The following is a 25,548-nucleotide window of genomic DNA, read 5'->3' as shown; positions in this document are numbered from 1 at the left end:
TTATTTGTCTGAGTATATCGGAGAAGCAAGCGCGTCAACGTGCCAAGCCTTTTCAAAGTGTCAGGATGCCCACATGAGCGATTCGTCCAAGCCTACTCCCAAGCTGCGTAGCCGCGCCTGGTTCGACAACCCAGACAATATCGACATGACCTCGCTCTATCTGGAGCGCTACCTGAACTTCGGCCTCAGCCTTGAGGAACTGCGCAGCGGCAAGCCGATCATCGGCATCGCCCAGACCGGCAGCGACCTGTCGCCCTGCAACCGCCACCACCTCGTGCTCGCCGAGCGCATGCGCGAAGGCATTCGCGAAATGGGCGGCATCGCACTCGAATTCCCGGTCCACCCGATCCAGGAAACCGGCAAGCGCCCAACCGCCGGCCTTGACCGCAACCTCGCCTATCTGGGCCTGGTCGAAGCCATGTATGGCTATCCGCTCGACGGCGTGATCCTGACCAGCGGCTGCGACAAGACCACCCCGGCGCTGCTGATGGCCGCCGCCACCGTCAACATCCCGGCGATCGCTTTGTCGGTCGGCCCGATGCTCAATGGCTGGCACAAGGGCGAGCGCACCGGTTCGGGCACGATCGTGTGGCATGGCCGCCAGCTGCTGGCCGCCGGCAAGATCGACGATGAAGGCTTCATCAAGCTGGTCGCCTCGTCGGCTCCCTCGACCGGCTTCTGCAACACCATGGGCACCGCCAGCACCATGAACGCGCTCGCCGAAGCGCTGGGCATGATGCTGCCGGGCAGCGCGGCGATCCCCGCCCCCTATCGCGACCGTCAGGAAGCCGCCTACCGCACCGGCAAGCGCATTGTCGAAATGGTGCATGAGGACCTGAAGCCCTCCGACGTCATGACGCTCGACGCCTTCCACAACGCCATCGTCGCCAACTCGGCGATCGGCGGTTCGACCAACGCGCCGATCCACCTGGCCGCCATCGCCCGCCACATGGGCGTCGACCTGCCGCTCAAGGATTGGGAAACCGTCGGTCACAAGGTGCCGCTGCTGGTCAACATGCAGCCGGCCGGCGAATATCTGGGCGAGGATTATTACCGCGCCGGCGGCCTGCCCGCCGTCATCAGCCAGCTGATCGACCAGGGCCTGATCAAGGAAGGCGCGATGACCGTCAATGGCAAGACCATGGGCGAAAATTGCAAGGGCGTGGAGATCGAGGATGAAAAGGTCATCCGTCCCTTCGGCCAGCCGCTCAAGCAGGAAGCCGGCTTCCTGGTGCTGACCGGCAACCTGTTCGACGAAGCGGTCATGAAGACCAGCGTCATCAGCGAAGAATTCCGCATGCGCTACCTTTCGAACCCGGACGATCCCGAAGCCTTTGAAGGCCCGGCGGTCGTGTTCGACGGTCCGGAAGACTATCATCACCGCATCGACGATCCGTCGGTCGGCATCACCGCCGACACTTTGCTGTTCATGCGTGGCGCCGGCCCGATCGGCTATCCGGGCGCGGCCGAGGTCGTGAACATGCGTCCGCCGGCCTATCTGATCACCGAAGGCGTGTCCGCCCTGCCCTGCATCGGCGATGGCCGTCAGTCGGGCACTTCGGGCAGCCCCTCGATCCTCAACGCTTCGCCCGAAGCGGCGGCGATGGGTGGTCTCGCCCTGCTGGAAACCGGCGACCGCGTCCGCATGGACCTGAAGGCCGGCGTGGTGAACGTGCTGATCTCCGACGAGGAACTGGAAGCCCGCCGCGCCAAGCTGATCGCCGAAGGTGGCTATAAGTACCCCGCCTCACAGACCCCCTGGCAGGAAATCCAGCGGTCTGTCGTCGGTCAGATGAACACCGGCGCGATCCTGGAAGGCGCGGAGAAATATCAGCGCATCGCCCAGACCATGGGCCTGCCGCGCGACAATCACTGATTTGGCATTGATCCGGTAAACGGCGCGTCATTCAAAGGAGGCAACAGGACGTAATTTCCGTGCAGCGATGCTCGAAATTGCGTCCCCTCGTCCCCATCTGACAGACGCGCCGTTCCGGCAAATATTACCCCCTTTCCACGACATTTCGGGAGATATCCATGTTCAACGGAGCCATTCTGGTCGGTGCTGCCGAGCGCACCGGTGGTGAGCCCTTCTTCGCGGTCGATCCGTCGACCGGTGCGAAGGGCGACGTCGCCTTCCACAACGCCTCGACCGCCGATGTCGCCGACGCCTGCGCGCTGGCCGACAGCGCGTTCGAGGGCTTCTCGACCCTGTCTCCCGAAACCCGCGCGGCCTTCCTGGAAGCCGTGGCCGACCAGATCATGGAAATCGGCGACCTGCTGATCACCACCGCCATGAGCGAAACCGGCCTGCCGCGTGGCCGCCTGGAGGGCGAGCGTGGCCGCACCGTCGGCCAGCTGCGCCTGTTCGCTTCCTATGTCCGCCAGGGCGACTGGCTCGACGTCACCATCGACAAGGCGCTGCCGGAACGCACCCCGCTGCCGCGCAGCGACCTGCGCCGCGTCAACCATGCCGTCGGCCCGGTCGCCGTGTTCGGCGCGTCCAACTTCCCGCTCGCCTTCTCGGTCGCGGGTGGTGACACCGCATCGGCCTTCGCCGCCGGCTGCCCGGTCGTCGTGAAGGGCCACCCGGCTCACCCCGGCACCGGCGAACTGGTCGCCCGCGCCATCGCCGCTGCGGTCAAGGCCAGCGGCCTGCATGAAGGCGTCTTCTCCTACCTGCCCGGCACCACCAATGATCTGGGCGGCGCGCTGGTCGCCGATCCCCGCATCAAGGCGGTCGGCTTCACCGGTTCGCGCGGCGGCGGCATTGCGCTGATGAAGATCGCCGCCAACCGCGAAGAGCCGATCCCGGTCTATTCGGAAATGTCGTCGATCAACCCGGTCGTGCTGCTGCCGGGCGCCCTCGCGGCCCGCGCCGAAGCGCTGGGCACCGCCTTCGTCGGTTCGCTCAGCCTGTTCGCTGGCCAGTTCTGCACCAACCCCGGCATGGTGATCGCGCTCGACAGCCCCGATCTCGACCGTTTCGTCGCTTCGGCGGCAACGGCCCTGTCGGCCAATCAGCCCCATGTCATGCTGACGCCGGGCATCCACGCCGCCTATGAAAAGGGCGTCGCGGCGCTGGCCGGCGCGGAAGGCGTCACCACCGTGGCGCGCGGCGCCGAAGCCGAAGGCGTGAACCTGGCCCAGTCGGCCCTGTTCGCCACCAGCGGCGAACAGTTCCGCACCAACCCGGCGCTGTCGCATGAAGTGTTCGGTTCCTCGTCGATCCTGGTGAAGTGCGCCACGATCGAGGAAGTGATCACCACCGTCGCCCAGATGGAAGGTCAGCTGACCGCCACGCTGCAGATGGACGAAAGCGACAATGACAATGCCGCCAAGCTGCTGCCGACGCTGTCGCGCAAGGTCGGCCGCGTGCTCGCCAATGGCTGGCCGACCGGCGTCGAAGTGACCCATGCCATGGTCCATGGTGGTCCCTTCCCGTCGACCTCGGACGGCCGCACCACCTCGGTCGGCACGCTGGCCATGATGCGCTTCCTGCGTCCGGTCTGCTATCAGGATGTCGTCGACGCCGTGCTGCCGCCGGCGCTGCAGGCGGCCAACCCCTGGAAGCTCAACCGCCGCATGGAAGGCAAGCTGGAGCTGGCGCAGTGACCGTCATTTCGCTGGTTCAGTTCAACGAGGGTGGCGCGCGTGGCGTCGCTGCCCTCGACCAGACCGGCGCGGCGAAGCGGGTGACGGGCGCAAGCTCCACCCGCCAGCTGGCGCTGGACGCGATCGCGGCGGGCCAGGGCCTGGCCGCCTTTGCGGCAGGCAAGCTGGGCGATGCGGTGGACCTGTCCACCGTCGCCCTGCTGTCGCCGATCGACCATGAGGATGCGGCGCATCTGCTGGTCGCCGGCACCGGGCTGACCCATCTTGGCTCGGCCGAAGGCCGCGACAAGATGCACAAGGCCGCCACCTCGGGTGACCTCACCGACTCCATGCGCATGTTCCTGATGGGCGTCGAGGGCGGCAAGCCCGCCGATGACGGCATCGGCGCGCAGCCTGAATGGTTCTACAAGGGCGACGGCCAGATCCTGGTCGATCCGGGTCAGGACTTCACCATGCCGGCCTTTGCCGAGGATGGTGGCGAGGAACCCGAAGTTGCCGGCATCTACCTGATCGACGCCGACGGCACGCCGGTGCGTCTGGGCTTTGCGATCGGCAATGAATTTTCCGATCACATCACCGAACGCGGCAATTATCTGTGGCTCGCCCACTCCAAGCTGCGCCAGGCCTCGCTCGGCCCGGAACTGCTGCTGGGCGACCTGCCGCAGGATCTGCGCGGCACCAGCCGCATCGTCCGCAATGGCGAAACCGTCTGGGAAAAGCCGTTCCTGTCGGGTGAGACCAACATGTCGCACACGATCGCGAACCTGGAACATCATCATTTCAAATATGGTCTGTTCCGCCGCCCCGGCGACATTCATGTCCATTTCTTCGGCACCGCCACCCTCTCCTTCTCCGATGGCTTCGCCACCCAGGAAGGCGATGTGTTCGAGGTCGAGGCCAAGCCCTTCACCCTGCCGGTCCGCAATGGCCTCACGCGCGCAGCGGACGACGGCAAGACCAAGGTAAAGGCGCTATGAGCATCAAGGCCGGCCTCGTAGGCCTGGGCAAGATCGCCCGCGACCAGCATCTGCCCGCGATCGCCAAGATCGACGGCATCGATCTGGTCGCCGTCGCCAGCCGCAACGCGCAGGGCGAAGGGGTGAACAACTATCCCGATCTCGGCGCAATGCTGGCGGGCGAGCCCGACATGGATGCTGTCATCCTGTGCCAGCCGCCGCAGGTCCGCTATCAGGCGGCCCGTCAGGCGATCCTGGCCGGCAAGCATGTCTTCCTGGAAAAGCCGCCCGGCGCGACCGTGTCGGAAGTGGACGCGCTGATCGCCCTGGCCAAGGCCAAGGGCGTCACCCTCTATGCCAGCTGGCACAGCCGCTATGCCGCCGCCGTCGCCCAGGCCAAGGACTGGATGGCGTCGCGCACGATCGAGCGCATCTCGATCCAATGGCGCGAGGATGTCCGTCACTGGCATCCGGGCCAGCCCTGGATCTGGGAAGCGGGCGGCTTCGGCGTGTTCGATCCGGGCATCAACGCCCTGTCGATCCTGACCGAAATCGTCGCCGAGCCGATCACGCTGCTGTCGGCCGAACTGGAAGTGCCGTCCAACAAGCAGGCGCCGATCGGCGCTACGCTGGCGATGGCAACCGCTTCGGGCGCGCCGATCGACACCGTGTTCGACTGGCGCCAGACCGGTCCCCAGACCTGGGACATCGCGGTCGAAACCAGCAATGGCAGGCTGCTCCTGTCCGAAGGCGGCAACACGCTGACGCTGGACGGCGAAGTCCAGTTGAAGGCACCGGACGAGGAATATCCGACCATGTATCGGCGCTTCGTCGGGCTGGTGGCCAACAAGGCGATCGATGCCGACACCGCGCCGCTGCGCCTGGTGGCCGATGCCTTCCTTTGTGGCCGGCATTGCCCTACGGCTGATTTTGAGGACTAAATTCAACGGAGGTAGAATGGGGAGCGAGCGCAAGGACGGACCGGAACGCAAGTTCGCGTCGGACGAAGGCTCGCTCCGCATTCACCAGGCGATCGCCCGCGACATGGGCACCGCCATCCTGACCGGCAGGCACAAGCCCGGCGACCTGTTCGAGGGCGAGATCGAGGCATCCGAACGGCTTGGCGTATCGCGCACCGCCTATCGCGAGGCGATCCGCATCCTGATCGCCAAGGGCATGCTGGAAAGCCGCCCCAAGGCCGGCACCCGCGTCCTGCCGCGCGCGCGCTGGAACGTGCTCGACCCCGAAATGCTCGCCTGGATGTTCGCCGGCGAACCCGACCGCGCCTTCATCCGCGACCTGTTCGAGCTGCGCGGCGTGATCGAGCCGGCCGCCGCCGAATTTGCCGCGCGCCGCCGCACCGACGATCAACTGGCGATCATGGACGCGGCGCTCGCCGAGATGGAACGCTATGGCCTGTCCACGCCGGAGGGGCGCGCCGCCGACCAGCGTTTCCACAATGCCATCCTCGCCGCGACCCATAATGACGCGCTGGAAGCACTGGCCAGTTCGGTCGGCGCGGCGGTAAGCTGGACCACCACCTTCAAGCATCGCAAGAAGCTGTTGCCGCGCGATCCCCTGCCTGATCATCAGGCGGTGCATCGCGCCATCGCCGCGCGTGACACCGCCGCCGCGCGCAACGCCATGGCCGAACTGCTGCGCCTGGCCTTTGCCGACATGGATATTGCGCTCAGCGAACCGGGCGCCTGATCAACCGGCCTCTGCGCGGGCGCCGGCCGGCATCCAGCGGGCCAGCCCCGCCCGCCCCTGCTGCGCGATCAGGCCAGTCATGTTGGCGACAGCGAAACTGACACCATGGAGGTTGCGACGCTGGGGCACGCCGGGGATCGGCCGGGGATGGCCCGACGCGAAAGCCAGCCCCGCCCGCAGCCGAAAATCGTCGCGCGGACACTCCCAGTCTAGGCCGACGCCTAAGACCATATCCAGACTACCGGGATAGCAGGGCGTTCCGTCATTATCGCGCGCCGCGACGATCAGGATGCCGGCCGCCAACGCCCGTTCGGCCGCTGCCGCGAATGCCTCGCCATGGGCCGGATTGATGGTGCCAAGGCTGAGGTTGATGAGGTCCACCCGCGCCGCCACCGCCCGGTCGATCGCCGCGACCAGCGCCCGCGCCGTGGTGCTGAACGCATCATGGAAGACCCGGATCGGCAGGCAGAGCGCATCGGGCGCCTGATCCTGGATCGCTGCGATAACGGCGGTGCCATGACCAAGCCGGTCGCCTGTGTCAGCTTCGCTGTCACGCCCATCCCTGGCGATGGCATAGCCGGGCAGCAGCCGGGCGGCATCGATATGGGGATGATCGGGATGGACGCCGCTGTCGATCACGGCGATGCGCAGCGGATCAGGCAGCAGATCAGGCATGAGCCGGCTCAGGCTGTTGCGCCACCTGCGCCTGCCCGTCGGTGATCGTCACGATCCGGTCGGCGATCCGCGCCAGCGTCGGCTTGTGGGTGATGAGGATGATCGTCGCATCGGGCAGCGCACCGCGCAGCCGTTGCGCCACCAGTGCCTCGGTCTCGCCATCCAGCGCCGATGTCGGCTCGTCCAGGATCAGCACCGATGGCCGGCGCAGCAGCGCGCGGGCGATGACGATACGCTGCCGCTCGCCCGCCGACAGCGCCAGCCCGCGCTCGCCGGTGCGGGTGCCCAGCCCCTCGGGCAGGCGCGCCAGGAACGCATCCAGCCCGGCGGCATGGGCGGCGGCCTCGATATCCGCGGTCCGCACATCCGGCAGGGCAAAGCCGATATTGGCGGCGATACTGTCGTTGAACAGCCAGGGCGACTGGTCGACCAGCATCACCTCGCGCCGCAGATCGTCGAGCCGCAGGTCGCGCAGATCATGCCCTTCGAGCAGGATGCGCCCGCCGGTCGGATCGGCATGGCGCACCATCAGGTCGGCCATGGTCGACTTGCCGACGCCGCTTGGCCCCAGGATCGCGCAGATGCTGCCGGCGGGGATGGCCAGGTCCATGTCCCGCAGCACCGGATCGCGATCATAGCGCATCGCCACCTGCTCGAAGCGGATTTCGCCGCGCACCCGGCCGATCGGCGTGGCATCGGCGCGCTCCTCGACATCGGGCCTCGTATCGAACAGCTCGAAGATGCGGCCCAGCGACACCCGCGCTGAGGCAAGGCCCGACGTCAGCCCCATCAGCGTCTGGATCGGCGACAGCAGCCGCATATGATAGGTCATGAAGGCGACGAGCGTGCCGATGCTCATGTCGCCCTCGATGATCCGCCAGCCACCATAGAGGATCACGGCGGAGGTCGCCCCGGTCATCAGCGTGCCGGGCAGCGCCCCGGTCATGTAGGAGGCGACCTGCATCCGCAGCATCGCGCCGACAAAGGCGTCATTCTTCGCCTTGAAGCGGCCGACCTCATGCTCGCCGGCGCGCAATGCGGTGACGACGCGCATGCCCATCACCGTATCGACCAGCAGGCTACCCAGATCCGCACCCCGCTCGCGCATGTCGCGGGTCAGCGCGGTCAGCCGCCGCTGATAATAAGTGAAGGTCATCAGGCTGGCCGGCACCAACAGCACCCCGACCAGGAACAGCCGCCAGTCGAGCCAGAGCATCATCGCGACGCAGCCGATGAAGAAGAGCAGGTTACTGACCACCGAGAGCAGGGTGTCGGACGCGATCCGTTGCACGTCGCTCACATCGCTGTTCATGCGCGAAACGAGATCGCCCAGCCGGAAGCTGGCATAGAAGCGCGGCGAGAGCGTCTGGAGATGGCGCAGCAGCGCGGCGCGCATGTCATAGAGCATCGCCGCCGACAGCCGGACATAGCGATAGCTCGCGAGGATGTTGACGCCGAAACCCAGTATCGTGACCGTAATCATGATGCCGGCAATCCGCCACAGCGCGCCCATGTCCCGCCGCAGCAGCGCCTGGTCGATCATCAGCTTGGACAGATAGGGCTGCGCCAGCCCCAGCGCGGTCGACAGCACACTGATCGCCAGCACCAGCAGCAGCCCGCGCAGATAGGGCCGGATATAGGGCAGCAGCCGGCGATAGCTGCGCCATTCGGCGACAGGCGCAGGCGCGCTCATGCCGCCGCCCGCCGTGGCACCAGCCGCAAGCCATGCAGCGCATATTGCGGCTCGGGCAGTGTCGCCAGCAGCCGTGTACACCAGTGATGCCCCTGCATCAGCGCCTCATGCTGCGCCCGCCACCAGTCGCCCTGCCCGCCATCGGCGTAAAATTGGGCACACAGCAGCAGGTGCCGGCGCATCGCCGCGATCAGCATCGCCTGATAATGGCCGAGCAGCGCGCCCCGGTCGCCGCCTTCCGCGATGCCCGTCAGCACCGCATTCGCCAATATCGCCTCGCGCACCGACTGGGCGGTGCCGTCGCCGCAGATCGGATCGAAGCCGATCGCCGCCGTGCCACAGGCCAGCCAGTCGTCGCCGACCAGCGGCAGATGCAGGCGCGGCGCGGCGAGAAAGGGGCGCGACGATCCGCCGATCGGATCGACCACGGGCGCGATCAGCCGGCTCTGCGCCAGCAGCGCGTCGATTTCGCCACCGACACCCAGCAACCACCCCTCCTCCCCGTCCGCCGGGACCAGGAACAGCCAGCCGCTCTCGACCGCCTCGACCCGGCCTTCCTCACGGCAGGCCAGGTCGCGCAGCCGCACGCGGGCAGCGACGGCATGGCGCTCACCAAAGACGTGCAGTTCGCCCATCGGCAGCGGCGGCGCGGCGTGGATGGTGAAATCGGGCGCGGCCATCGGCGCTTCCTCCGCCACCGCCAACGCGGCCTGCACCATCGCTTCCGATGCCAGCGCAGCCTCATGCGGCACCGTCACCGGCGCGCCGCCCCAGACGACCAGCCGACGACGCACGCGCGGCGCATCGGCAAACAGGTCCGGCCGCGCAAACAGGTCGCGCATCAAGGCCAGCGCCGCCTCGCTCAGCAACAGGCTGGGCACCGGCGGGCGATGGGCGGGCTCCTGTCCGACCCGAAGCCCCGCCCCTTTCAGCAGATGCGCGCAGGCATTGGCGGCCATCCCGCTGCCCCGGATGGCCACGGCCATCGGAGTGTCGGGACGGCCGGGCCGGGTCACGGCACCGCCACCATGCCGGCGCCGGTCGCGTCATTGCCCAGATCCCAGGTGGCTTCCAGCTTCAGCGTCTTCGCGTCATAGACTTCGATGTCGAAGCTGGCGCCGTAGATATAGAGCTTCGCCCCATCCATCGACATGCCGAAGCGGAAGCGCGATCGGCAGGGGAACTCCGCCTTGTCGACCACCGCGTTGGTGGAAAGGTCCATGTGCCAGAATTCGCAGCGCTTCGATCCCAGCGTGCCGTTGGTCACGACGGTATAGGCCTGCTTGCCGTCTGGCGTGATTTCCAGGCCCGCCATGGCGGCCGGCGCCGGGCCGATCGGGGTGAAGTCGAACTGGCGGCTGTTGAGATCGAACCGGGCGAGGCCGAACATCTTGCTGTGGATATAGGGGTCGGCCGCGTTGAACAGCGACACATATTGACCAGGCGTCCGCAGCGTTTCGAGCGATCCGCCAAAACCCACATTCTCCAGCCCCGTGCCTTCGGGCCGGGCGAGGTCGATGCGGTCGGTGGCCTTCAATGTCGCGGTGTCGATGACGATCACCTTCTCGCCAAAGGCATAGAGATATTTGCCATCGCCCGACACCTTGAAGGCGACGCGAAAGCCGCCGATCGCCTTTTCATCCTCCTTCTCGATCTCGGCGGTGCGCACCAGCTTGCCGAGCTTCAGGTCAACCACGCCATAAAGCGGCTTGCTGACCTTGTAGCGGTCCATTTCCTTGTCGATCTTGGTGACAATCGTATAGAAATAGCGGCCTGCCGGGTCCGCCACACCACCATAGAAGCGCACCTTGTTCAGCCCGTCATTCAGGCTGAACTTGCTCACCACCTGCCGGCTGGCGGCGTCGATCACCTCGATCCCGCTGGTGGTGATGGTCGACACATAGATGCGCTTGCCATCGTCCGACAGGGACATGGCGGTCGGCAGGCCGGTATCCAGCTTGATCTTCTGCGTGACCGCGCCCTTGCCCTCGTCAAAGACCAGCAGAACGTCGGGATAGGCGCCCATGAACAGGGTCGCCGCATGGGTGGGGATGGTCGCCAGCGCGGCAAGCCCCGCCGCCAGGACAAAGCGGATTTTCTGCATCGCGCGCCTCATGGGAATACCAGGTCGAGATTGCGCCAGTCCTTGGTCGCGGTGGCGCAGTTGCTGGCCCAGTCGGGCGAATAATTCACATGGTCGGGCACCTGCACCGGCCAGAAGCAGGTGACGTAGCAGTCATAGATGTCGCGCTCGACCGGCTGGCACAGGCCCGCCGTGCCGCCGCCCGCATCCACTTCCCAGCCGGGCGAGAAGGACAGGGTACAGCCCATCGGCACATGCGGACGCGGCGCCTGTTGCAGGGCGACGACATCCTCCTCCATGTCGGATGGCGTGGTGCCAGACGCAGCGGCGGCCTCGATCGCCGCCTCCATCTGCGTCACGGCGTCGTCGATCCGCCGCGCCTTTTTGTTGATGGCACGAAGATGCTTCATGACAGCCCCTTTCGTTCAGCGAAATGCTCCAGAAAGCCGGGGTTCTTCACCGCCAGCTCGCCATAGATATGCAGGCAGGTGTCGGTCCATTGCCGGATCCAGTCGCAATAATGGAGATTGGCATGGCCGGTGTCGCCATAGCGGACGAACGCCTCATGATGGCAGCCCCCGGCGCAGAGCGGCCGCGCCCAGCAGCTCTGGCAATCATATTTGGCGCCGACATGGCCCCGGCTCAGGAAATCGCCCTGCTTGGCCCGGTCGATGCCACTCGACACATGGCCCATCACATGGGTGTCGGCGTCGGTGAAGCGGTGGCAGGGCGACAGATCGCCCGACGGGCTGACCCCCATCAGCCCCATGCCCGCGCCGCAGGGATGCGATTTGTTGACGCCCGAGATCAGCTCGCTGATCGTCTCGCTGACATTGGTGAAGCCATGGACCTGCCCACGCAGCGCATTTTCCAGCCATTCGCGCGCCAGCAGGTTGAACTCCGCCAGCACGTAGTCCATGCCGTCGGCATCGATCGAATAGGCCCGCGTCTCCCCCGTGGTCACCGGCGCGAAACCGACTTCGTGAAAGCCCAGATCATCCTTCAGATGCCGGAAGATGCGCACGACATCGGTGACGCCCTCGGTCAGGGTGACGCGGGCAGTGACGGCACGGGTACGATGATGGGCGATCAGCGTGCGCAGCCGCGGCTCGATCACCGCATAGCTGCCCTTGCCATTCTTGTAGACGCGATGCTTGTCCTGCAACTCCGGCGGGCCGTCCATCGACACGGTGACGCCGACCCGATTGTCCGACAGGAAGGTGACGATCTCCGGCGTCAGCAAGGTCGCATTGGTGGTCAGGCTGTAGGTGATGCCCTTGCCCGCTGCCGCCGTCGCGCCATTGGCATAATCCACCACATCGCGCAGAAGCTTGAAATTCATCAAGGTTTCGCCGCCGAAGAAGGTGATGTGGACCGACGGGCGATGGGCCGCCTCGGCAATCAGCAGGTCGACCGATGCCTTCGCCGTTTCCAGCGTCATATATTTGGGCTTGCCCGCCGGGGTCGCGATCTTGTCCGCCCCAAACTCATAGCAATAGGTGCAGGCAAGGTTGCACTGGTTGGTGATGTTGAGCACCAGCGCCTGGAGCGGGAAATCGGCCGGCGGCGCTTCAGGCACGGATACCGGCGCCGCGCCCAGATGGATGAGCTGCACCGCGCGCAATTCCCGCACCAGCGCCTCCGCCTCGGCCAGGTCGCCTTCCTCGCCCGCCAGTTCGCGGACCAGCGCGGCATGGCTCAGCTCCTGTCCATCAAGCCGGTCCAGCACCGCCTGCACCTGCGCATCAATCTCGAAGATCGCACCGGCGCTCACCAGATAGACGAAGTCGCTGCCGCCGGCGGCAAAGCCATGATATTCGGCGCGGCGATAGGCGGGGGCCTGCATGACGGTCATCGCGACACCTCCGGCTGGTCGAAGCGCTGATACATGGGCACGGTCACGACCAGATAGGACCGGGCGCTCAGGGGCTTGCCGAACTTGTCCTTTTCCGCCTTCGCCGTGGCGACGACCCAGACCTCGCCATAATTGTTGCGGCTGAACCGGCGTTCGGGATTGGGGCCTTCCAGCCCCGGCGTGAAGAAGGCGGTGGGGCTCAACGCGCCTACATATTTCATGTCATCATCATAATAGACCGACATGAATTCCTGCATCGACCAGGTCGCGTCGACCGGGCCGATCGCGACGTCGTCGCCGGTGCTGGGCTTGCCATCCAGGCCATTATCGTAACCGATCGCCTCATACTGCTGATAGCCCTTGGCGAACTTGGTGCCGCCCAGCCGCGCCAGGCTCGTTTCCGGCGTGACCTTGAGATAATCGACCTTGCGATAGACCGGGAACGCCTTCTCCAGCACCGCGCCGCCAATGCCGACATCGCGCTGGCCAGCCGCCGCACCATCTGTGACATCGACGCTCAGCACCGCCTTGCCCGGCGTCGCCGACACGACCCTGGCGACGGTGACACCCGCGCCCAGGTCGACGTCCGCCGCCGTCAGCGAGGCGGGCAGATTATGGCCCCAGATGGTGACATCGACGCCCTTCGCTCCGGCCTTCACCGCGCCCGGCGTCACCGCCAGGATCGCGGGCGCGGCGGTCGCGCGGACCAGTTTCACGTCATAGCCGAATTCCTGATATTCGCCCCAGAACCAGCGCCCTTCGGCGCGCTGCTGGTCGGGTGCGAACCACATCGTCTCGCGCGCCGGGCTGCCCAGATCATCGGGCTTGCCCGGCGCCGCGCCGCCCCTGGACAAGCCGCGCCAGCTATAGCCGGAATAGACAAGGCCGGTGCCGCTGCGGCTGATGGTCGCGCCATTGCTTAGTGAGGTGAGCGACGCGCTGGTCTTGAACTCGTCGGCCGCCGCGCCCGGCGCCACCGTGATCGTGCCGACGAAGCGGCCCTGCCCCGGCACCGACGCCACCACCAGCCAGTCACCCGCCAGCCGCGGCGCGCGCAGGCGCGAGCTCCAGGCGGCCCATTCGGGCGTATGCAGCCCCGCCACCTTGGGGAGATAGGTCAGCGCATATTCGCCGCGCGTCATCTTGTCCTTGGGGTCGCGGCCGGCGGGCTGCTCGCTATCCTCGGCTGGGCGGCGATATTGGGCGTCGGCCTGCGAATAGAGGGCGACGTGCAGATCCTGCAGCGTCTTCCATTCCAGTTTCGACCGGCGCCAGGACAGGGGCTGGGCAAAGGCATGGCAGCTGGCGCAGGCGCCGCGCATCGTCTCGTTGGGCAGCACTTCGTCGATGATCCGCTTTTCGGGCAGATACATGACCGGCCGCGCCTCCTCCGGCGCCAGCCCGTGCGAGGCAGAGAGCGACTTGATGACCGCGCGCGATTCCTCGGGGGTGATGGGGAGGCCATTGAGGCGCACCATCCGCTTGATCGCCTGCGCCCAGCCCTCCGGCGTGGTGCGCACCCAACTGATGCGGGACAGGTTGCCCTTGGCATCGGGCGCATGACAGCTGCCGCATTTTTCCTGGACCAGCGGATCGGTGACGGGGATGCCCTCCTCCGTCTCCTTCATCGTGGCGCCGTCGGAACCGCCATCCGCCCCGCTACCCCCTTGGGCCAGCACAACCGATGCGGAGAGCAACGCCAACAGACCGAACTTCACCGGAAGCTGCTTCACCCTGATGTCCCCCTTTGGCGTCCGGTCTTTTGCCCTGGACGCGGCCCAATCTCAGGCGGGGGCTTTTTCGCCCCTCTGACCGGCATGACGGATGACGCCATGTCGATCCGCCATCAGATTCTTGACGATCATCAAGATTTTTCAGGCCAAGTAAAGAGGGGTTGGGAAACAGGGTTCAGGCGAACATCTCCGGCACGATCGGCAGGGTGCGGATGCGCTTGCCGGTCGCGGCGTGCAGCGCGTTGACCAGCGCCGGGATCACCGGCGGCAGTGCCGGCTCGCCCATGCCGGTCGGCGGATAATCGGTCTTCACGAACTCGACGATGATCTGCGGCGTATCGGGGATGCGCTGCAGCGGATGGGTGTCGAAATTGGCCTGCTCCACCGCGCCCGCCACCTGCGTGATCTTCTGCCCGGCCAGCGCCTGGCCCAGCCCCTCGATCACCGACCCCTGCGCCTGGTGCAGCGCATTCATCGGGTTGATGATCTGACTGCCGACATCGCCCGCGACCCACACGGTCGCGACCTTCGGCATGCCATCGACCAGCGCCACCTCCAGCACCTCGGCGAAATAGCCCATATGGCTGTAGTAAAAGGCAAAGCCCTTGCCCCGCCCCTTGGGCAATTTCCCGCGATCGGCCCAGCCGCTCATCGCCACCACCTTCTCGATCACGCCCCTGGCGCGGCCGGTGACGAAGGGCTGCGCATTGGGACCACGCGGCAATTCGCGCGGTTCGCCCAGCAGTTCCAGCATCAAAGTCGGCAGATCCTTGCCCGCCGCCTGCGCCACTTCGTCCAGGAAAGCCTGGGTGACGAAGGCCAGCGCATTGGAGCCGGGCGCGCGCAGCCAGCCGGTCGGCATGTTGGAGCTGAGGAAACTCTGTTCCAGCAGCACCGTGTCGATCAGGCCGGCGGGGATTTCGGTCGCCGGCATCTCGGCCGACCGCACCGGCTTGCTATCCTTGCCGAAGGTCACGAAATGATCGTGGAAGGCGGTCAGCTTGCCCGTCTTGTCCAGCGCCGCACGAAAGCCATGCCAGCCGGCCGGGCGATAGAAATCGCGCTGCATATCCTGCTGCCGGTTATAGAGCAGCTTCACCGGCACGCCCGGCAATTGCGCCGCGATCGCCGCCGCCTGCACCATATAGTCGTTCATCAGCCGCCGGCCGAAACCGCCGCCGATGCGGGTGAAATTGATGCGGATCTTGTCCGGCGGCAGGTTCAGCGCCTTGGCCACCAGCCCGCGCCCGCTTTCCGGATTCTGCGTCGGCGCCCAGATCTCGATCGCGCCATCCTTGAACAAAGCGGTGCAATTCTGCGGCTCCAGCGTGCCATGCGCCAGGAAGGGATAATCATATTCCGCACTGACCGTCTTCGCCGCCGTAGCAAAGGCGGCATCCACATCGCCGGCGCGGACGATATCCCCGTCCGCCTTGCCCTTCAGCCGTTCGGCCGCCTGCGCGGCATAGCCCTCGGTCGAAAAGCCGCTGACGGCGCTCATGTCCCACTCGACCTTCAGTGCCTCGCGCGCCTGGTTGGCGCTCCACCAGCTTGACGACAGGATCGCGACGCCGTCGAACAAGGATTCCGGCGTCCCGTCGCCCTTGATCGTCAGCACATGGGCCACGCCGGGCAGTGCCTTCACTGCGTCCAGATTGGCCGATTGGAACGTGCCGCCAAAGGCCGGGCAGGTTTCCAGCACGGCATAGAGCATGCCGGGCAGCTTGAAATCGATCCCGAACAGCGGCTTGCCCGCCACGATCGCAGGCGTATCCACGCCGCCGATCGACTGGCCGATGATGCGGAAATCCTTCGGGTCTTTCAGCTTCAATGTCGCCGGATCGGGCGCCGGCTGCTGCGCGGCAGCGGCGGCGAGCGCGGCATAGCTGATGCTCTTGCCCGACGCGGGATCGCTCACCTTTCCGCTGCCGGTCTTCAGCGTCGCGGGCGCCACGCCCCATAGCTGCGCCGCCGCCGCGACCAGCATCGCGCGCGCGGCGGCACCAGCCTTGCGCGTCGGCAGCCACTCGCGCGGCGTCGTGCGACTGCCCCCGGCCGTCTGCCCGCCGAATATCTTCTGGTCCGCATGGGTCTGCTCGATCGTCACCTGCGCCCAGTCGACATCCAGTTCCTCGGCAATCAGCATCGGCAGCATGGTCTTGGCGCCCTGCCCGATCTCGGCATTTTTCGCGCCGATGACGACGCGATTGTCGGGCAGGATGCGCACGAAGGCGGTCAATATCTGCGGCGCGCCCTCGGCCGCGCCCGCCAGCGGAATGTTAAGGTCGAAAAGCAAGCCGCCGCCCGCCACCAGCGAAGCGCTCAGGAAGCGGCGGCGCGACAGGATCGGCGCGTTCATGCCTTCGCTCCCGCCCTGGCCGCATCCTTGATCGCGGCGCGAATGCGGACATAGGTGGAGCACCGGCAGAGATTGCCCATCATCGCCGCATCAATGTCCTCGTCACTGGGGTCGGGCGTGGTCGCCAGCAGCGCACTCGCGCTCATGATCTGCCCGGCCTGGCAATAGCCGCACTGCGGCACGTCCAGCTTGACCCAGGCATCCGATATCCGCTTGCCCGCATCGCTCTGCGCCACCGCCTCGATCGTGGTGATCGCCATGCCCTGCGCCTCGCCGATCGGCGTCTGGCAGGCGCGCGCCGGGCTGCCGTCGATATGCACGGTGCAGGCGCCGCACAGCCCCGCGCCACAACCGAACTTGGTGCCGACCATGTCCAGATCCTCGCGCAGCGCCCACAGCAGCGGCTTGGCCGGATCGGCCTCCACCGTGCGCGTCTGTCCATTGACCTTGAGACTGATCGCCATTGCCCTACCCCTGCTCAACCTTTGATTGTCGCGCGCAAAATAGATGGCAGAAAGGCACGGCCTGTCCAGAGGCTTCAAGGGCGGCCGCCCAAGCCCCGGAAAACAACCCCTTGCGCAAGGCCCGGCTTGACTTGGCGCCCGCGCGCCTGTCTCTCCCTGTCCATCCCCATTCGCGACAGGAATTGCCATGACCGTCCGTATCTCGCTCGCGCTGCTCCTTGCCCTCGGCGCCTCCGCCCCGATCCTGGCCCAAGCCCCAACCGCGTCCCCAACCACGGCACCCGCATCGGCGACTGCACAGGAAGACAAGGCACTGCTCGCCTTCCTCGACCAGGCGTTCGACCAGCAACTGGCGCTCAGCCCAGAATCGATGACCAGCCTTGGCCTCAAGACCGACTATGGCAAGCTGGACGATTATAGCGAACGGGCCGACGCCCGCAGCCTGGCGCTGCAGGAACAGCAGCTCGCCGAATTGCATCGCCGCTTCTCGCCCGAACGGCTCGGCTCCTCGGCGCGGCTCAGCTATCGCCTGTTCGAGGCGCAGGTGGCGACGTCGAAGCAGCAGGCGCCCTTCGCCAAATATGCCTTCCCCGTGTCCACCAATGGCAGCCCGGCCGGCAATATCCCGGTCTTCCTGATCAACGAACATCGCGTCGACAGCGTTGCGGATGCCCAGGCCTATATCGCCCGCCTGCGCGACAGCGAGCGGGTGATGAACGAGGTCGCGACCAAGGTGCGCGACCAGGCGGCGCAGGGCATCGTCCCGCCGAAAATGGTGTTCGCCCCCGCCCGCGCCGACGCGAAGAAGGTGATCAGCGGCGCGCCCTTCGATCAGGGACCGGACTCCACCCTCTTCGCCGATTTCAAGAAGAAGGTCGGCGCGCTCAAGGCATCGGATGCCGAGAAGGCGAAGCTGATCGCGGACGCACAGGCGGCGTTGACCGGCCCCTTCGCCAAGGGTTTCCAGACCCTGTTCGCCACGCTCGATGCGATCGAGCCCAAGGCCAAGGGCAATGACGGTGCCTGGAGCCTGCCGGACGGCGAGGCCTACTATAATGCCCGCCTCGCCTTCTACACCACCACCAGCCTCAACGCCGACCAGATCCACCAGATCGGCCTCGATCAGGTCGGGGCGATCCGCGCGGAGATGGAAGCGGTGAAGGCGCGGATCGGCTTTGCCGGATCGCTGACCGATTTCTTCCAGGCGCTGCGCACCGATCCCAAGTTCAAATATCCCAATGATGCCGCCGGCCGCGAAGCCTATCTGGCGGACGCCCGCGCCGCCATCGCCCAGACCATGGATGCCGCGCCGCGCTTCTTCCGCGTCCTGCCCAAGGCGAAGCTGGAGGTGCGCGCGGTCGAGGCCTGGCGGCAGGAAACCGCCTCGGTCGCCTTCTACAACCAGCCCGCGCCCGACGGATCACGCCCCGGCATCTTCTACGTCAACCTTGCCGACATGAATCAGGTGCAGAAGCCCCAGGTAGCGGCGATCGCCCATCATGAAGGCGCGCCGGGCCATCATTTCCAGATCGCCCGCGCGCAGGAACTGCCCGACCTGCCCAAATTCCGCCGCTTCGGCTATTATGGCGCCTATACCGAGGGCTGGGGCCTCTATAGCGAGCGCCTGGCCAAGGAAATGGGCGCCTATCGCGATCCCTATTCGGAATTCGGCATGCTCTCGCTGCAGATGTGGCGCGCGATCCGGCTGGTCACCGACACCGGCATGCATGCCAAGCGCTGGACGCGCGAGCAGGCGATCCAGTATTTCCGCGACAATGCGCCCCTGTCGGAACGCGACATCGTCAAGGAAGTCGATCGCTACATCAACAATCCGGGCCAGGCGACCAGCTACATGATCGGCCAGATCCGCATCGCCCAGTTGCGCAAGGAAGCCGAGCAGGCGCTGGGCGCGAAGTTCGACATTCGCGACTTCCATGAAGTGGTGCTGGCCAATGGCGCCCTGCCGCTCGACGTGCTGGGCGAACAGGTCCAGGCCTATATCGCAGCGACCAAGGCCAAGGGCTGAACCGCCCTACGCACCCGGCTTGTCCCGCCAGCGGAGGCAAGCCGGGTGAAGACGGCGCTGCCAGATCCCTACAGCGTGCCGCGCAGGGTGAATTTGACGGCGCGGGGTTCGCCGTAGCGGGCGCTGCCGAGATAGAGGCCCGAATAATAGGTCTTGTCGAAGATATTCTCGACATGGACCGACAGCGAGAGATGGTCGGTGAAGCGATAATTGGCCAGCAGGTCGACCACCGCCAGGCTACCCTGGCTGTAGGTTTCGCCGTTCGGTCCTTCGCCATCGGCCGTGGTCTTGCCCTGCCACTCGACATTGCCACCGATCGTCAGCGCGCTGAACTGGCCGGGCAGTGTATAGGCACTGAACATCTTGAAGCTGTTCTTCGCGATCTGCGGCATCTGGCGCACGCCGTCGCGATCTTCCGCACGGGCGTTGGCAAAGCCGCCGGCGATACGCCAGCCGGGCAGGATTTCGCCCTTCACCTCCAGTTCGAAGCCCGACGACTTCATGCCCGACACCGCATGATAGGCCGAACTGCCATCGGGCGCAAAAATGCCGGGGCCGTCGGCCAGGGCATAATTATCCTGCTGCATCTTGAACACGGCCGCGGTAGCGCTGAGGCGGCCATCAAGGAAGTCGGCCTTGAGGCCGGCTTCATAGGTATTGCCTTCGAGCGGGGCGATGACGTCGCCATCGACCGTGCGCGAGGTTTGCGGCGTGAACACGCTGGCATAGCTGACATAGGCCGAGAGGGTCTTGGTAAAGTCCAGCACCAGGCCGGCATAGGGGGTGAAGACCGCCTTTTCATCGACCACCGGGGTCCAAACCTTGGGGCCGGTGACGTCCTGGGAATAGCTGTCCTGCTTCCACCAGGTGAGGCGGCCGCCGGCGATGATCGAGAGCGGGCCGATCGGCTTCAGCCGGGCAACACCGGCGATCGAACTCGTCTCGATCCGGTTGCCCGCGGTGCCGCCCGATGGCGTCAGGTCGGGCTTGGCCACGTCGCCGGTCGGGAAATAGCTATAGGCATTGATCGGATACATATAGTCGCTGCCACCCCACCAGCCGGGATAGGGCGTCTGGTCATCGTCGAAACGGGTGTGGCTAAGCGTCAGGGCGACATGCTGTTCCTGGCCCAGCGCCTCGAACGCGCCACGCAGATTGGCATAGACCGCGTCGAGCGTCAGGTCCGACGCCCAGCGGGTGGCGTAGAAGGTGCCGCCGTCACCGGTTTCCTTGTCGATCGCGGTGCCGAAATAATAGCCGATCGTCTCGTCATAGGAGCCGGACTTGTGCTCGGCATCGACCTGCAAATGCCAGTTGGCGTCGAAATCATGGGCGATCGAGGCGAAGATGTTGACGCTCTTGCGGCGGAAGTCGGACCAGTCGGCACCGCCATTGGTGGAGCGGGCAAAATCAGTCTTCGTGCCGTCGGTGAAGAAGAGCGGCACGCCGCCGCGCGAGGCGCCTTCGTTGCGGAAATTCTGATATTCGACGCCAGCGGTCAGCAGGGTATTCGGGCCAAGATCGGCCTCGATCACGCCATAGAGCGCCTGGCGCTTGGCATGTTCGCGGTCGATGAAAGTATCATTATCCTGCCACGCGCCGGCGACGCGGGCGCGGATATGGCCGCTGGCGGTCAGCGCGCCGCCGATATCACCTTCCAGCCGGTACTTGTCCCAGGAGCCGATGGTCGCCGCGACTGTGGCGCTAAGATCCGCGCCGGGGCGCTTGCGGATCATGTTGATCGCCGCCGATGGCTCGCCGGTGCCGGTCATCATGCCGGCCGAACCGCGGATCACCTCTATCCGGTCATAGGCGATCATGTCGGCGGTATCTTCGGTGAAGCCATAGATGTTGGACGGGCGGGCGACGCCGTCGACCAGATAATTCTGCACCGCAAAGCCGCGCGCGGTATAGTTGGTGCCGTCGGTGCCGAGCGCGCTGGAGCGGTTGGTCTGGATGCCGACGATCTGCTGCATCACTTCGGAAATGTCGGTCAGCCCCTGTTCCTGCATGCGTAGACTGTCGAGGCTGGTGACCGACTGGGGCGTTTCGCGGGTGGTGAGGTTGAGGCCGTTGGTCTCATTCTGGCCGGTAACGACGATGGAGTCCGGGGCGGGCGCGTTTGCATCAGGCTCGTCCGCTGGCGCCTGGGCCTGGGCGCTGGTGGTAGCCAGCAGCAAGCAGGCAGCGATCGACGCCGCGCCGTAGCGGACGAAATTCTTCTTCGATGCAAAGGACATAAGGCACTTCCCCCATATTTCGCCATGCCCTGAACATGGCGCCCTGGATGTTGGGGCGGCGCTTTAATGCGATTGATTTGCAAATGCAACGATTCGGAAACGAACTGATGCAAAATGTGCATCGGGGCGCAATATGGCGCTATCGATCAGTCATGATGGCTGCCGGGATGAGTGGGCGATTGATGCCGGGACAGCTCCGGCCGTTGCTTTCGTCTGCCTCTTCGCATCGCTGTACGGGATCGTTTCGCCCGGAGCCGCAGACAAGAATAGTGAGGGTGTGGAAAGGCAAGGCCCGCTTCTGGTCGCTCTCAGACCATCCCCCCCGCTACACCGGCAGCACGAACTCCACCGGCGCGGTGAATTCGATGCGGTCGCCGGATATGTCGGACGGGGCCTTGGGATAGGGCGAGGCGCGGTGCAGCATGGCGGCAGCCTCCTCGTCGAGCGAGGCGCGGCCGGAACTGCTGATCACCCGCCCTTCGATCAGCATGCCGGCGCGGTCGATCACGAAGCGGACCTTCACCACCCCTTCCTCATGCCGCATCTTGGCGCGGCGGGGATAAATTTTGTGGGCATAGAGCCAGGAACGCACCCGCGCGGCATAGGCGCGGCTGTTGCCGGCCGGGGCGTTGGCGTCCAGCCCGTCGGCAATGCCGCGCCGGGCCGGCGGCGCGCCGGCGCTGGCGGCCATGACTGGCGCCGCCCTGGCCGCGGCCTGCGGCGACGGCGCCGCTGCGGCCGCCGGCGTGGACGGAGCAGCCGGCGCCACCGCGACGGGCAGCGACAATGCGGAAGGGATCGCCACCATCGGCGGCGGCACCGGCTGCGGCGGGCTGACCGGCGTTGGGGGCGGCGCCTGCGTCGGCACCGGAGCTTCGGGCTGCGCCGTCGCCTCCGCCGCCTCGGCCTGTTCCGCCCCCTGCTCCACGCCCTTCAGCGCCGCCAGCGACATGACGGTCAGTGCAGCCCCCTCCTCGCGCTTCGGCGCGCGGCCCATGCCCAGGTTCAGCAGCGCCGCGATCAGCAGCGCGTTGATCCCGAGCGAGGCCGCCGCCGGCCCCGTGACGCGAAAGGGACGCCGCACGCCCGTCATGGCGTCAGAAGGTGTTCGCCACGGTGAAGCGGAAGCTCTGTCCCTCGGCGGCGAGCGACGACAGATGGCGGCGATATTGCTTGTCGAAGATATTATCCATGGCGATGCGGAATTCGAAGCCCTTGGCCACGCCACCCTGCGGCTTGAAGGCGAAGAACAGGTTGTGGACGCTGTAGCCCGGCGTCGCCAGGCCCGACCCGGCCGAGGCGAAGCTGCCCGGCGTCACCTTGTCCTGCCGCTCGGCAAATTCGCCGGTCCAGCCGCCCGACAGGCCGCTCGCCACATCATTATAGCCCAGCGTCAGGCGATAGTCGTTCGCCGGGATGGTGTTGAGATAATCGCCGGTCAGCCGGTTCTTGCCATCGATGAAGCTGGCATTGCCGCGCGCATAGAAGCCGCCCATGCCATATTCGGCCTCCAGCTCGATGCCCTTGAAGCGCGAGCGGTTGATATTCTGGAAATAGGGCGTGCCCGCCGCGGCCGAGACGTTGACGATCAGATCCTTGACGTCGTTCTGGAACAGGGTGGTCTTCGCGCGGAAGCGGTCATTCTTGCCCAGCATATCGTCGAAGGACAAAGTGAAGCCGGCTTCATAATTGTCCGATTTCTCGGGCTTCAGGTCCGGATTGTTCGGCCGGGTCGCACTGCGGGTGAAGATTTCGTCGATATTGGGCATGCGCACGGTGCGCGCGACCGAACCGAACAGGCCGAACCAGGGCGTGATATTGTAGAGCGCGGCGAGCTTGGGCGACACGCCGCTATCCTTCACCTTGTCGGTCAGGACGGTGCCGCCGACCACCGTGTCGCCCGGCGTCAGGCGGGTCCAGTCGACGCGCACGCCCGGCATGATGGTCAGCTTGTCGGACCAGACGATCTCCAACTGACCGAACAGGCCATAGCGGTCCATGTCGCCTTCGGGATGGGTGCCCGCGCCCGGCGTCACCGTGCCGTCGAAATTGACGCGCGGGTTGCGCCGTTCCTGCGTGCTCCATTGGCCGCCCAGGATCAGGAAGGTCGTCCAGTCGCCGCCCATGGCGAACTCGCTGGTATTCTGGACCTTGGCCTGCCAGCTTTCATAGGAGAAATCGGAATATTCCAGGTTCGCGCCCAGGAAGGTCGTCTCGGTCTGGTGGACCTTGGACAGCGAATAGGCGACCTGCGCCTCGACATTGAAGAATTTGCTGCCGTTAAAGTCGTTCACATAGCCCAGCACGGCGGTCTTGTCGTGGACCCGGCGGCGCATCAGCGAGCTGCCGGTGGCGGCCGAAATCTGGTCATAGACCTGCGGCGCGTCGCTGATCCAGTCCTGGTAGGACGCCCAGATCGCATGCTTCTTGTTGCCGCCGATCGCGACCCGGCCCTTGACCAGCCAGCTGTCGGATTCGGTGGCGGAGGCAGCGACGGTGTCGCCATTGCCGCTCTTGTAATCGTCGGTGCGGCGATAATTATAGCTGCCCAGCAGTTCGACGCCGTCGACCGGCTCGGTCGCGACGATGCCCGACAGGGTATGGCCCTGCGCATTGGTTTCGGTCGCTCCCTTCAACCGCACGGCCAGCTTGTCGCCGTCGCGCAGGAAGTCCGACGCATCCTTGGTAGTGAAGTTGATCACGCCCGCCAGCGCGCCCGCGCCATAGAGGGTGGAGGATGCCGGGCCGCGCAGCACCTCGACCCGCTTGTAGAGTTCGGGCTCGCTGAAGAAGGCGCCCATGCGATATTGTTCGTAGAATTTGGTGACGCCATCGACCGTCATCAGGATGCGGTTGTCGCTGTCGCCGATCGCCGTGCCCATGCCGCGAATGTTGAAGCCCTGGCCGAGCTGGCCGACGCCGCCCTGCACATTGACGCCGGGCATCCCTTCCAGCAGGTCGCCGATCGTCGTCGCCTGCAACTGGTCGATATCCTCCTGGTCCAGCGCGGTCACCGCCTGCGGCGTGTCCAGCGCGACCTTCTCGACGCCAGCGGAGATGATCATCCGGTCGAGCGCGAACTGCGAATCGCTCGCCACCGCAATGTCGTCACTCTGCGCCTGGGCCATTGCCGGCAAAGGCAGTGCAATCAGCGCGGTGCCCAGCAGCAGCAGGGTCTTGGACTTGGTCATGAGAAATGCCCCCGTATCATTGTTGCGGCGCATCACGCGCCGGGTTGGCCGCTCTCTACCGGCATTAAATGCTATTGCAAGTGATTCTCACTATATATTATAGAGGAGCGTAACGAAACCAAGGGGAACCCCATTGTCCAACCATCGCCGCCCGGTGAACGCCCTGTTCGCCGCCGCCTTGCCTGTGCTGCTATTGGCCGGCGCCACCGCTGCCCAGGCGCATATGCCCTATGTGCTGCCGACCCTGTTCGACGCCGGAAAGGCCGACCATGTCACCGTCACCTCGGCCTTTGCCGAGGACGCCTTCGTCCCCGAAGTCGCGATGCGCGACGCGCCCTTTCACCTGGTCGCGCCGGACGGCAGCCAGGCGACCACCGGCCCGGTCACCTATCTGCGCGACCTGTCGGTGTTCGAAGCCGACCTGAAGACGGACGGCACCTATCGCATCACCACCGGCCAGCGCGCCGGGCGCAAGGGCAAGATGTTCCGCGTCGGCGATGCCTGGGTGATGCGCGGCGAGGGCGGCGATCCCAAGCCCGGCGCGCAGGAGGTCGAGGTGCAGAGCATGACGCTGGCCGACGCCTATGTCACCCGCGGCCAGACGACGCAGGCCGCGCTCAAGCCGGTCGGCACGGGCCTCGAAATCCAGCCGGTCACCCATCCCAACGCCATCGTGTCGGGCAGCGACGCCAGCTTCGTGCTGCTGTTCGACGGCAAGCCCCTGCCCGCCACGCAGGTCACCCTGTTCCGCAGCGCCGGCGTGCATGACGGCCGCAAGGTCGCGACCGAGACGAAGAGCGACGCGCAGGGCCGCTTCAGCCTGAAGCCGGACGATGCCGGCACCTACCTGATTCTGGTCCGCCATCGCGGCGCCGCGCCGGCCGGGTCGGAAACACCCTATCGCAGCTACACCTACACGCTGGCCTTCGACGCCGCCTGATATTCCGGAGA

At 66.0% G+C, this 25,548-nt stretch carries 19 protein-coding genes; 7 read left to right on the top strand and 12 right to left on the bottom strand.

The window, feature by feature from the left end; all coding sequences use genetic code 11:
* Positions 1 to 73: 73 nt before the first annotated feature.
* The 5 genes from U0025_RS02320 (at position 74) to U0025_RS02300 (ending at position 6,278) form a co-directional block, all read left to right on the top strand.
* Complete coding sequence (locus U0025_RS02320; RefSeq protein WP_004210967.1) at positions 74 to 1,876, top strand: IlvD/Edd family dehydratase; 1,803 nt, start codon at positions 74 to 76, stop codon at positions 1,874 to 1,876.
* Between the two features lie 158 nt (positions 1,877 to 2,034).
* Positions 2,035 to 3,612 (top strand): aldehyde dehydrogenase (NADP(+)), encoded by a 1,578-nt coding sequence (locus tag U0025_RS02315; RefSeq protein ID WP_004210966.1) that lies wholly within the window; start codon positions 2,035 to 2,037, stop codon positions 3,610 to 3,612.
* Positions 3,609 to 4,589 carry an AraD1 family protein gene (araD1, locus tag U0025_RS02310; RefSeq protein ID WP_004210965.1) on the top strand — a complete coding sequence of 327 codons (981 nt, stop codon included), beginning with the start codon at positions 3,609 to 3,611 and terminating at the stop codon, positions 4,587 to 4,589. Before U0025_RS02315 ends, araD1 begins: the two co-directional genes overlap by 4 nt.
* The gene (locus U0025_RS02305; RefSeq protein ID WP_004210964.1) at positions 4,586 to 5,509 is read left to right on the top strand and encodes a Gfo/Idh/MocA family protein; all 924 of its coding nucleotides are present in this window, start codon (positions 4,586 to 4,588) and stop codon (positions 5,507 to 5,509) included. The genes araD1 and U0025_RS02305 overlap by 4 nt, the downstream gene beginning before the upstream one ends.
* Positions 5,510 to 5,525: 16 nt before the next feature.
* Positions 5,526 to 6,278 carry a FadR/GntR family transcriptional regulator gene (locus tag U0025_RS02300; protein ID WP_004210963.1) on the top strand — a complete coding sequence of 251 codons (753 nt, stop codon included), beginning with the start codon at positions 5,526 to 5,528 and terminating at the stop codon, positions 6,276 to 6,278.
* Here U0025_RS02300 and qhpE read toward each other — a convergent pair whose 3' ends face one another.
* The 9 genes from qhpE to U0025_RS02255 all read right to left on the bottom strand — a co-directional run bounded on the left by qhpE (position 6,279) and on the right by U0025_RS02255 (position 17,140).
* Positions 6,279 to 6,953 carry a subtilisin-like serine protease QhpE gene (gene qhpE / locus U0025_RS02295; protein ID WP_004210962.1) on the bottom strand — a complete coding sequence of 225 codons (675 nt, stop codon included), beginning with the start codon at positions 6,951 to 6,953 and terminating at the stop codon, positions 6,279 to 6,281.
* Complete coding sequence (locus U0025_RS02290; RefSeq protein WP_004210961.1) at positions 6,946 to 8,646, bottom strand: ABC transporter ATP-binding protein; 1,701 nt, start codon at positions 8,644 to 8,646, stop codon at positions 6,946 to 6,948. Before U0025_RS02290 ends, qhpE begins: the two co-directional genes overlap by 8 nt.
* Positions 8,643 to 9,662, bottom strand: a complete 1,020-nt coding sequence (locus U0025_RS02285) for a hypothetical protein (protein WP_004210960.1) — start codon at positions 9,660 to 9,662, stop codon at positions 8,643 to 8,645. The genes U0025_RS02290 and U0025_RS02285 overlap by 4 nt, the downstream gene beginning before the upstream one ends.
* A complete protein-coding gene (locus tag U0025_RS02280; protein ID WP_004210959.1) occupies positions 9,659 to 10,750 on the bottom strand; it encodes a YncE family protein in 1,092 nt (363 codons plus the stop codon). Before U0025_RS02280 ends, U0025_RS02285 begins: the two co-directional genes overlap by 4 nt.
* Before the next feature lie 8 nt (positions 10,751 to 10,758).
* Complete coding sequence (qhpC, locus tag U0025_RS02275; protein WP_004210958.1) at positions 10,759 to 11,139, bottom strand: quinohemoprotein amine dehydrogenase subunit gamma; 381 nt, start codon at positions 11,137 to 11,139, stop codon at positions 10,759 to 10,761.
* Complete coding sequence (peaB, locus tag U0025_RS02270) at positions 11,136 to 12,584, bottom strand: quinohemoprotein amine dehydrogenase maturation protein (RefSeq protein WP_004210957.1); 1,449 nt, start codon at positions 12,582 to 12,584, stop codon at positions 11,136 to 11,138. The genes qhpC and peaB overlap by 4 nt, the downstream gene beginning before the upstream one ends.
* Positions 12,581 to 14,317 carry a quinohemoprotein amine dehydrogenase subunit alpha gene (peaA, locus tag U0025_RS02265; RefSeq protein ID WP_004210956.1) on the bottom strand — a complete coding sequence of 579 codons (1,737 nt, stop codon included), beginning with the start codon at positions 14,315 to 14,317 and terminating at the stop codon, positions 12,581 to 12,583. Before peaA ends, peaB begins: the two co-directional genes overlap by 4 nt.
* Before the next feature lie 175 nt (positions 14,318 to 14,492).
* Positions 14,493 to 16,676 (bottom strand): xanthine dehydrogenase family protein molybdopterin-binding subunit, encoded by a 2,184-nt coding sequence (locus U0025_RS02260; RefSeq protein WP_004210955.1) that lies wholly within the window; start codon positions 16,674 to 16,676, stop codon positions 14,493 to 14,495.
* Positions 16,673 to 17,140 carry a (2Fe-2S)-binding protein gene (locus tag U0025_RS02255; RefSeq protein ID WP_004210954.1) on the bottom strand — a complete coding sequence of 156 codons (468 nt, stop codon included), beginning with the start codon at positions 17,138 to 17,140 and terminating at the stop codon, positions 16,673 to 16,675. Before U0025_RS02255 ends, U0025_RS02260 begins: the two co-directional genes overlap by 4 nt.
* Before the next feature lie 187 nt (positions 17,141 to 17,327).
* Between U0025_RS02255 and U0025_RS02250 the strand changes: the two genes are divergently transcribed.
* Positions 17,328 to 19,166 carry a DUF885 domain-containing protein gene (locus U0025_RS02250; RefSeq protein WP_004210951.1) on the top strand — a complete coding sequence of 613 codons (1,839 nt, stop codon included), beginning with the start codon at positions 17,328 to 17,330 and terminating at the stop codon, positions 19,164 to 19,166.
* 68 nt (positions 19,167 to 19,234) lie between these two features.
* Here U0025_RS02250 and U0025_RS02245 read toward each other — a convergent pair whose 3' ends face one another.
* The 3 genes from U0025_RS02245 to U0025_RS02235 all read right to left on the bottom strand — a co-directional run bounded on the left by U0025_RS02245 (position 19,235) and on the right by U0025_RS02235 (position 24,597).
* Positions 19,235 to 21,406 (bottom strand): TonB-dependent siderophore receptor, encoded by a 2,172-nt coding sequence (locus U0025_RS02245; protein ID WP_004210950.1) that lies wholly within the window; start codon positions 21,404 to 21,406, stop codon positions 19,235 to 19,237.
* Between the two features lie 325 nt (positions 21,407 to 21,731).
* Positions 21,732 to 22,499 (bottom strand): energy transducer TonB, encoded by a 768-nt coding sequence (locus tag U0025_RS02240; RefSeq protein WP_072894521.1) that lies wholly within the window; start codon positions 22,497 to 22,499, stop codon positions 21,732 to 21,734.
* A gap of 4 nt (positions 22,500 to 22,503) precedes the next feature.
* Positions 22,504 to 24,597, bottom strand: a complete 2,094-nt coding sequence (locus U0025_RS02235) for a TonB-dependent receptor domain-containing protein (RefSeq protein ID WP_004210946.1) — start codon at positions 24,595 to 24,597, stop codon at positions 22,504 to 22,506.
* A 133-nt stretch (positions 24,598 to 24,730) separates the two neighbouring features.
* Here U0025_RS02235 and U0025_RS02230 point away from each other — a divergent pair, with 133 nt between their 5' ends.
* Positions 24,731 to 25,537, top strand: coding sequence for a DUF4198 domain-containing protein (locus tag U0025_RS02230; RefSeq protein WP_004210945.1), 807 nt, complete (start codon positions 24,731 to 24,733; stop codon positions 25,535 to 25,537).
* The last annotated feature ends 11 nt before the right edge of the window (positions 25,538 to 25,548 follow it).

This window comes from Sphingobium yanoikuyae, assembly GCF_034424525.1.
Lineage (GTDB): Bacteria > Pseudomonadota > Alphaproteobacteria > Sphingomonadales > Sphingomonadaceae > Sphingobium > Sphingobium yanoikuyae.
Note: the sequence above shows the minus strand (reverse complement) of the source record. Positions and strands in the feature narration are given on the sequence as shown.

Excerpts from the sequence above, each read along its gene's own strand:
- U0025_RS02245 (WP_004210950.1), bottom strand. The coding sequence starts at position 21,406 with ATGTCCTTTGCATCGAAGAAGAATTTCGTCCGCTACGGCGCGGCGTCG.
- U0025_RS02315 (WP_004210966.1), top strand. The coding sequence starts at position 2,035 with ATGTTCAACGGAGCCATTCTGGTCGGTGCTGCCGAGCGCACCGGTGGT.
- U0025_RS02300 (WP_004210963.1), top strand. The coding sequence starts at position 5,526 with ATGGGGAGCGAGCGCAAGGACGGACCGGAACGCAAGTTCGCGTCGGAC.
- qhpC (WP_004210958.1), bottom strand. The coding sequence starts at position 11,139 with ATGAAGCATCTTCGTGCCATCAACAAAAAGGCGCGGCGGATCGACGAC.
- U0025_RS02235 (WP_004210946.1), bottom strand. The coding sequence starts at position 24,597 with ATGACCAAGTCCAAGACCCTGCTGCTGCTGGGCACCGCGCTGATTGCA.
- U0025_RS02250 (WP_004210951.1), top strand. The coding sequence starts at position 17,328 with ATGACCGTCCGTATCTCGCTCGCGCTGCTCCTTGCCCTCGGCGCCTCC.
- U0025_RS02290 (WP_004210961.1), bottom strand. The coding sequence starts at position 8,646 with ATGAGCGCGCCTGCGCCTGTCGCCGAATGGCGCAGCTATCGCCGGCTG.
- U0025_RS02255 (WP_004210954.1), bottom strand. The coding sequence starts at position 17,140 with ATGGCGATCAGTCTCAAGGTCAATGGACAGACGCGCACGGTGGAGGCC.
- U0025_RS02320 (WP_004210967.1), top strand. The coding sequence starts at position 74 with ATGAGCGATTCGTCCAAGCCTACTCCCAAGCTGCGTAGCCGCGCCTGG.
- U0025_RS02305 (WP_004210964.1), top strand. The coding sequence starts at position 4,586 with ATGAGCATCAAGGCCGGCCTCGTAGGCCTGGGCAAGATCGCCCGCGAC.
- peaB (WP_004210957.1), bottom strand. The coding sequence starts at position 12,584 with ATGACCGTCATGCAGGCCCCCGCCTATCGCCGCGCCGAATATCATGGC.
- U0025_RS02260 (WP_004210955.1), bottom strand. The coding sequence starts at position 16,676 with ATGAACGCGCCGATCCTGTCGCGCCGCCGCTTCCTGAGCGCTTCGCTG.
- U0025_RS02240 (WP_072894521.1), bottom strand. The coding sequence starts at position 22,499 with ATGACGGGCGTGCGGCGTCCCTTTCGCGTCACGGGGCCGGCGGCGGCC.
- U0025_RS02280 (WP_004210959.1), bottom strand. The coding sequence starts at position 10,750 with ATGCAGAAAATCCGCTTTGTCCTGGCGGCGGGGCTTGCCGCGCTGGCG.
- qhpE (WP_004210962.1), bottom strand. The coding sequence starts at position 6,953 with ATGCCTGATCTGCTGCCTGATCCGCTGCGCATCGCCGTGATCGACAGC.